Raw genomic sequence first — 6,270 nt, 5'->3', positions numbered from 1 at the left:
GCCCTCGGCCGCCCCCGCCACGCCCGGCGCCGTGGCGCCGGGCGTGGCGGGGGCGGCCGAGGGCGACGACGAGGAGGCGGCGGGCGCCATGCCGGCGTCCTTGGCACCCGACCCGCCGTTGCAGGCGGTAAGGGAGAGGGCGGCGATCGCGGCGGTCGCGGCGGCGGTCAGCAGACGGGTGCGGGAGGTACGGGCGTTCGACACGAGGGTGAGTCCCTTCGGTGCTGCGGTGGTGTGGTGCTTGGATGACCGAAGCTTGTGCGGTGATCCGTCCCACCTGCCACGGACACCGGGCAGTTGGGGACGGTGGAACGCCGGAACGGGCTGTGACCAGCAAGAACACCAGCGGCCTGGAACGCGGGAATGGGACGCGCCGGGCCGCACGGGGAAGGGGAACGCGGTGGCAGGGGCCAGGGGAGCGGCAGGGGCGGACGGGGAGGCGGAGGCTTTCGCGGAGTTGCTGCGCGGGCTGAAGGAGCGCTCGGGACTGAGCTACGGGGCGCTCGCCAAGCGATTGCACATGAGTACGTCGACGCTGCACCGCTACTGCAACGGCACCGCCACGCCGGCCGACTACGCGCCGGTCGAGCGGCTCGCCCGGGTCTGCCGGGCGCGCCCCGAGGAGCTGGTGGAACTGCACCGCCGCTGGATCCTGGCGGACGCGGCGAGAGGGCGTAAGGCGGCGGGGGGCGCAGCGGCGGCGGGCGCGGCGGGTGCGGGTGCGGCGGCGAACGCGGCCGCCGGCCCCGTACCGGACGAGGACGCGCCCACCGGCCCCGTAGCGGACGAGCGCGCGGCTGCCGGTGGCGTACCCGACGCACCGGCAGCCCCGCTCCCGCTTGCCGAGGCGGCTCCGGCCGGGGCGGCGGGGCCCGGCCGGCGGCGTGCCGCGCTGGTCGCGGCGGCGGCGGCCGTGCTGGGCACGGTCGTACTGGCGGTGAACCTGCCTGCCTCCTCGGGGGGCGACGGGCGGGAGACGGTCTCCGGTCCGGTGGCCGAGTCCGGGGGCGCGGCCACCGGGCGGCCGGACGGCGAGCGGCCCGCCCCGTCGGGCAGCCCCTCCCCCACGCCGTCCGGATCCGTCTCGGGCTCCCCGTCGCCGTCCCGGAGCCCGGGGGCGGACGGGCCGTCTGCCTCGGCCTCGGCGTCGGAGCCGAAGCCGGCGGCCCCGGAGGGCGGGAACGGGGGCGGGGCCGAGCCGCAGGGCGGCGCGTCGGTGAACGTCGCCGTGCGGCCGTTCGTCTACGACGGCCCGTGCAGCCAGCACTTCCTGGTGCAGAGCGAGCCCGCGCAGGTGGGTCCGCCGGCCGCGACCGAGCAGGACGCCCCGCGCTGGGCCGCCGCCTACGGAGCGGTGTCGGCCGGGGAGCAGCGGATCGCGGTCAACCTCCAGGGCACCGGCAGGCAGACCGTGGTGCTGGACTCGCTCCAGGTGCGGGTGGTCTCCAAGGGCGCGCCGCCCGCCTGGAACGACTACGCGATGGGCTCGGGCTGCGGCGGCCAGGTCGAGCGCAGGTCGTTCGACGTGGACCTGGACGCCGGCAGCCCGGTCGCCGTGCCGAAGAACGGCCAGCCGGACTTCCCGTACGGCGTCACCGAGTCCGACCCGCTGCAATTCCATGTCACCGTGCGCACCCGGGCGCACGACGTGCGCTGGGACCTCACCCTGAAGTGGTCCAGCGGCGACCGGCAGGGCACGGTGCACATCGACGACGACGGCAAGCCGTTCCGTACCAGCGGCGCGGCCGGGCGGCCGGCCTACCACTACCCGCTGGGCGGCGGCGAGTGGATCCGGGAGGAGCCGCAGGGCGCGCAGGTCCCCTAGGGCTCCTCTCGGGGGCTCTGGTCCGCCGGGTGCATGCCGTGCTCGCCGAGCAGCCTGCCGCGGCGGGAGAGCAGGAAGCGCTTGAAGGCGGCGACCGGCTGGGTGTCGGGGTGGCCGTCCAGCCAGGCGACGCCGATCTCGCGGGCGGCCCGGGGCGCGGTCACGGTCAGCTCGACGACGCCGGGTCGGGGCACGGCGGGCGGCGGCAGGAGGGCGACGCCGAGGCCGGCGGCGACCAGGCCGCGCAGCGTCTCGGCCTCCTCGCCCTCGAAGGCGACCCGCGGGGTGAAGCCGGCCTCGGCGCACAGCGCGTCGGTGATGCGGCGCAGCCCGTAGTTGGCCTCCAGGGTGACGAAGGCCTCGTCGGCGGCCTCGGCGAGGCGGACCCGTTTGCGGCGGGCGAGGCGGTGTTCGTCGGGGACGACCAGGCGCAGCCGCTGTTCGTCGAGCCGGCGGGTGACCAGGTCGGGGGCGTCGGGGACGGGGGAGGTCAGGCAGAGGTCGAGCTCGCCGGCGCGCAGCCGTTCGATCATCGCCTCGCCGTAGTTCTGCACCAGGGTGAAGCGGACCTTGGGGTGGTCGACGCGGAAGGCGCGGATCAGCGCGGGGACGGTCTCCGAGCCCATGGTGTGCAGGAAGCCGAAGGCGACCCGCCCGGCGGCCGGGTCGGCGTCGGCGCGTACGGTGTCGGCGGCCCGTTCCACCTCGGCGAGGGCGCGTTCGGCCGCGGCGAGGAAGGAGCGGCCGGCCGGGGTGAGGGCGACGGTGCGCCCGCGCCGGGCGAACAGCGCGACGCCGAGGTCGGCTTCGAGCCGGACCATGGCCCGCGACAGCGTCGACTGGGGGACGCCGAGGTCCTGCGCGGCGCGGGTGACGTGCTCGTGGCGGGCGACCGCGGCGAAGTAGGAGAGCCTCGGCGCGAGCAGCAGGCCCATGTCTTCTTCGTTACCGTCCGGTGACAGCCACGGCGGTGAGCTGTTGTTATGCACCATGGGAACGATTACAGCAGTTCCATGCATTGGACGCATGAGTCGGCCGCGCCTACGTTCGAGGCATGCCTTCCGCAAGTACCGCGGTGTCCACCACCGCACGTGTGGACGCCGACTCCCGCCTTGCCCCCGGACGACCCGGCTACCGCCGCACGAGCCTCGCGCTGTTCGCGGCCGGCCTCGCCGTGTTCGCCCTCCTCTACTCCACCCAGGCCCTGCTGCCGGACGTCTCCGCCGCCTACGGGGTGAGCGCGTCCACCGCGAGCTGGACCGTGTCCGCGGCCACCGGCGCGCTGGCGCTGTGCGTGCTGCCGCTGAGCGCGCTGTCGGAGCGGTTCGGCCGCCGGGCGATGATGACCGGCTCGCTCGCGGTCGCGGTGGCGATCGGCCTGCTGACGCCGTTCGCCCCGTCCATCGAGTCGCTGGTGGCGCTGCGCGCGGTGCAGGGCGCGGCGCTGGCCGGGGTGCCGGCCTCGGCGATGGCGTACCTGGCGGAGGAGGTCCGGCCCAGGGCGCTGGTCGCCGCGATCGGGCTGTTCGTGGCGGGCAACTCGATCGGCGGGATGAGCGGCCGGGTCGTCACCGGCTGGGCCGCGCAGCTCTGGGGCTGGCGGGCCGGGGTCGCCGCGGTCGGGCTGATGGCCGCGGTGTGCGCGGTGGCGTTCCGGCTGCTGCTGCCGAAGGCCCGGCACTTCACCCCGGGCACCGGCAGCCCGGCGGCGCTGGCGCGGACGGTGAAGGCGCATCTGTCGGATCCGCTGCTGCTGCGGCTGTACGCGATCGGCGCGCTGTTCATGACGGTGTTCGGCGCGGTGTACACGGTGATCGGCTACCGGCTGGTCGAGGAGCCGTTCTCGCTTCCGCAGGGCGTGATCGGCTCGGTGTTCCTGATCTACCTGGTGGGCACCTTCTCCTCGGCGGCGGCCGGGAAGCTGGTGGCGCGGCTGGGGCGGCGCGGCGCGCTGTACCTGGCGGTGACCGCCACCGCGGCCGGGCTGCTGCTCTCGCTGGCGGAGACGCTCACCGGGGTGCTGGCCGGGCTGGTGCTGATCACGGCCGGCTTCTTCGCCGGGCACGCGGTCGCCTCCTCCAGCGTCAGCCGCACCGCCGCCCACGGGCGGGCGCAGGCGTCGGCGCTGTACCAGTCGGCGTACTACCTGGGCTCCAGCGCCGGCGGCACGCTCGGCGCGGTCGCCTTCCACGCCGGCGGCTGGGCGGGCACCGTGCTGCTGGGTCTGGTCGCCGTCCTCGGCGTGGTGTCGGTCACGCTGTACGGCACCCACCGGGCCCGCGTCGAACTGAGGGCCGAGGAGCGCGAGCGCGCCCGGAAAAACGGCCGGGAAACGTACAACCACACCGGCTCTCCCAGCGTCCTACGGGCATAGCAGTGCTTTTGCCGGCATGGCGGGCCCCCGACCGGGGCAGCCACCACCGGCCGGGGGGCAGCATCCGCAACCCGTAGCACAGACAACCTCGGAGGGGGGACGGACGTGGCCGCGATACGCAGACGCACGGCCGCTTCGCTGGCGGTGGCCGGGATGGTCATCCCGTTGACGGCGGCGCTCGGCGCCGCACCCGCCCAGGCGGCGTCCTGTACGACGTCGACCGGGCCGCACCAGAAGCAGGTCGAGAAGTTCCTGGGCCGCACGGCCGACGGCCGGCAGTCGGCCGCCGACTGCAAGGCGATCCAGGGCTTCCAGAAGAAGCACGGCATCACGCCGACCATCGGCTTCGCCGGGCCGCTGACCTGGCAGACGATGAACACGATGATCCAGCAGAAGGCCGCCGGCAAGACGCCGAACGCCGCCGGCAAGTGCCCGACCGACAAGGGCCGGATCGCCTGCGTGGACCTCACCCGGCAGTTGTCCTGGGTGCAGGACGGCAAGAAGCTGGTGTACGGCCCGGTGCCGGTGCGCACCGGCAAGAAGGCCACCCCGACCCGCACCGGGGCCAAGAAGGTCTACTACCGCAGCGCCAACCACTGGTCGACGCTGTACAAGGTGTGGATGCCGCACTCGCAGTTCTTCGACGGCGGCCAGGCGTTCCACGCCGCCGACAAGTCGATGTGGAACCCGCCCGGTTCGGGCGGCTGCGTCAACATGACCCGCACCGACGCCAAGAAGTACTGGGACCTGCTGAAGAACGGCGACGACGTCTTCGTCTACGGGCGCAAGCCCGGGACGTGACACGGCCGCGGGGCAGGCAGGCGAGCAGGGGAAGGGGCCCGGGTCTCCGGGCCCCTTCCGCGTGCGTGCGCCGGTCGCGGTCAGCCGGCCCAGCGGCCGGTCAGGAAGGCGTACGCGAGCGCCGCCGACAGCGGAACGGTCAGGCACAGCCAGGCGGTGGTGAAACGGGGCCTGCGCAGGCTGAGCGCCGCCAGACCGATCCACAGCGGCCACCACAGCAGGGTGGAGCGGGGCACGGACGTGTACCAGAACGAGGTGCCCAGTGCCCACAACGTCGCCGCCAGATAGACGCTTTCCGGCCACTGCCGCCGCCACAGCAGTACGCCGAGCAGCACGAGCCCGCCGGTCATTGCCAGCAACTCCGCCTGGGACGTGAGCGCGTAGCCGGTGGCGTACGCCTCGCCGAAGGCCGCCTGCCAGGTGTGCGCCCACGCCTCCCACGGCGGGTGGAAGTCCCGGTACCAGCCGCGCTCCTGGGCGTGCTTCCAGGCCATCCAGTCGCCGGTGTGCAGATACAGGTAGGCGGTGTACGCGGCGGGCGGCAGCGCGCACAGCAGCAGCCAGGGCGCCTGGCGCCACGGGCGGCGGGCGGTCAGCAGGAACTGCGCGAGCAGCGCGGCGGCGAGGAACAGCCCGCTGACCCGCACGGTGGCGGACAGCGCCGTCAGCACGGCGGCCTGCGGCCAGGCGCCGCGCCGGGCGGCCAGCCAGGCCGGCAGCGCCAAGGCCAGGAACAGCGCCTCGGTGTAGCCGGCCGCCAGGAACACCGCGCACGGCGAGAGCAGGAAGAACAGCACGGTGCGCCGGGGTCCGGCGGCGCCCGTGTCCGGCAGGTAGGAGCGGGCGAGCCGGGCCAGCGCCACCACGGCCACCGCGCCCGCGGCCAGCGACACCAGCAGCCCGGCGGCCGGCCAGTGCGGGACCACCGCGTGCACCGCGCGCAGCACCGTCGGGAAGCCGGGCAGGAACGCCTCCCGGTTGTCCCAGCCGTCCGTCCCCGGACCGGCCCCGCCGGGGAAGTAGCCGTCGCGGGCGATCTTCAGGTACAGGCCCCAGTCCCACTGCTCGAACGCCGCCAGGAACGGGCCGGCGTCGCGGGCGTCGCGGTCGGCGGGGAACAGCCGGCGCGCGCAGTAGGCGGTGACGGCCAGCGCCAGCCGGGTCACCAGGTAGAGCCAGAGCGCCTCCCGGTCCGCGGGCCCCGGCCACCGTCCGCGCCGGGCGGGCGGTGGCCGGGGCCCGCGGGCCGGGGGGCGCTCTTGCTCTACCT

General features: G+C 75.1%; 5 protein-coding genes and 1 pseudogene. 3 read left to right on the top strand and 3 right to left on the bottom strand.

Going from position 1 to position 6,270, the window contains the following annotated elements; translation table 11 throughout:
* Positions 1-204, bottom strand: a pseudogene (locus C6N75_RS31870) (DUF4232 domain-containing protein); the annotation flags it as partial.
* A 196-nt stretch (positions 205-400) separates the two neighbouring features.
* Between C6N75_RS31870 and C6N75_RS27240 the strand changes: the two are divergent.
* A complete protein-coding gene (locus C6N75_RS27240) occupies positions 401-1,825 on the top strand; it encodes a helix-turn-helix domain-containing protein (protein ID WP_258177642.1) in 1,425 nt (474 codons plus the stop codon).
* On the opposite strand, the gene C6N75_RS27235 is transcribed toward C6N75_RS27240, so the two are convergent.
* Positions 1,822-2,817: a LysR family transcriptional regulator gene (locus C6N75_RS27235; RefSeq protein ID WP_105871533.1), complete on the bottom strand. Its 996-nt coding sequence runs from the start codon at positions 2,815-2,817 to the stop codon at positions 1,822-1,824. The two genes, C6N75_RS27240 and C6N75_RS27235, sit on opposite strands and share 4 nt — an antisense overlap.
* Before the next feature lie 62 nt (positions 2,818-2,879).
* Between C6N75_RS27235 and C6N75_RS27230 the strand changes: the two genes are divergently transcribed.
* Together C6N75_RS27230 and C6N75_RS27225 are read left to right on the top strand one after the other, a co-directional pair.
* Positions 2,880-4,199 carry an MFS transporter gene (locus C6N75_RS27230; protein WP_105871532.1) on the top strand — a complete coding sequence of 440 codons (1,320 nt, stop codon included), beginning with the start codon at positions 2,880-2,882 and terminating at the stop codon, positions 4,197-4,199.
* A gap of 153 nt (positions 4,200-4,352) precedes the next feature.
* Positions 4,353-5,000, top strand: a complete 648-nt coding sequence (locus C6N75_RS27225; RefSeq protein ID WP_105871534.1) for a L,D-transpeptidase family protein — start codon at positions 4,353-4,355, stop codon at positions 4,998-5,000.
* An 80-nt stretch (positions 5,001-5,080) separates the two neighbouring features.
* Here the strand turns inward: C6N75_RS27225 and C6N75_RS27220 are convergent.
* Positions 5,081-6,270, bottom strand: a 1,190-nt coding sequence (locus tag C6N75_RS27220; RefSeq protein ID WP_258177641.1) for a mannosyltransferase family protein, incomplete at its 5' end; no start/stop codon positions are given.

It is taken from the genome of Streptomyces solincola, assembly GCF_002982015.1.
In the GTDB taxonomy this organism is placed as follows: domain Bacteria; phylum Actinomycetota; class Actinomycetes; order Streptomycetales; family Streptomycetaceae; genus Streptomyces; species Streptomyces solincola.
Note: the sequence above shows the minus strand (reverse complement) of the source record. Positions and strands in the feature narration are given on the sequence as shown.

What these genes read in the sequence shown, in the direction of transcription:
- C6N75_RS27230 (WP_105871532.1), top strand. Translation starts at nt 2,880, where the DNA reads ATGCCTTCCGCAAGTACCGCGGTGTCCACCACCGCACGTGTGGACGCC.
- C6N75_RS27235 (WP_105871533.1), bottom strand. Translation starts at nt 2,817, where the DNA reads ATGGTGCATAACAACAGCTCACCGCCGTGGCTGTCACCGGACGGTAAC.
- C6N75_RS27225 (WP_105871534.1), top strand. Translation starts at nt 4,353, where the DNA reads ATGGTCATCCCGTTGACGGCGGCGCTCGGCGCCGCACCCGCCCAGGCG.